1 protein-coding gene is annotated in these 682 nt (G+C 59.2%); it reads left to right on the top strand.

Annotated elements, in window-relative coordinates:
• Positions 1 to 682, top strand: a 682-nt coding sequence (locus RND78_RS27855) for an IS3 family transposase (protein WP_312733457.1), incomplete at both ends; no start/stop codon positions are given.

Below are 682 nucleotides of genomic sequence, written 5' to 3'. Positions count from 1 at the left end.
GCGGCTGGCAGCCGCAGCCTCACGCATCAACTGCGTGAAGAAGGCATCATGATTGGGCGATTCAAGGTGCGTGCGCTGATGAGCGAGATGGGCTTGGTCAGCAAGCAGCCTGGCTCACCTGTCTGCAGACGGAGAACCGAAGAACGGCCAGACATACCCAACAGACTGGAGAGAACCTTCGAGACTTCGTCACCGAACCAGATGTGGTGTGGCGATATCACCTATGTCTGGGCGCAGGGTCGCTGGCATTACGTCGCGGTAGTCATGGACTTGTTTGCCCGTCGCGTCGTGGGATGGGCGTTTTCCGCCACACCCGAGGCTGATCTGGTCATCCAGGCCTTGGACAGGGCTTACGAGCAGCGCGGTCGGCCTCGAGAGGTGCCCTTTCACAGCGACCAGGGGAGCCCATATGGCAGTCGACGCTTTCGCCAGCGGCTCTGGCGTTACCGCTTCAACCAGAGCATGAGTAGACGAGGTAACTGCCTGGACAACTCACCCATGGAGCGGCTGTTCCGCAGCCTCAAAACGGAATGGATACCAACCCTGGGTTACCTGAGTGCTACGCAGGCACAACAGGACATCGGCCGGTTCCTGATGCAACGCTACAACTGGCAACGGCCGCATCAATTCAATGGCAGGCTATCGCCTGCCATTGCCGAGGAACGACTTAAACCAGTGTCCG

It is taken from the genome of Pseudomonas oryzihabitans (assembly GCF_032027545.1).
GTDB lineage: Bacteria > Pseudomonadota > Gammaproteobacteria > Pseudomonadales > Pseudomonadaceae > Chryseomonas > Chryseomonas oryzihabitans_F.
The sequence above is the reverse complement of the archived record's forward strand: the minus strand, read 5'-3'. Positions and strand labels throughout refer to the sequence as shown.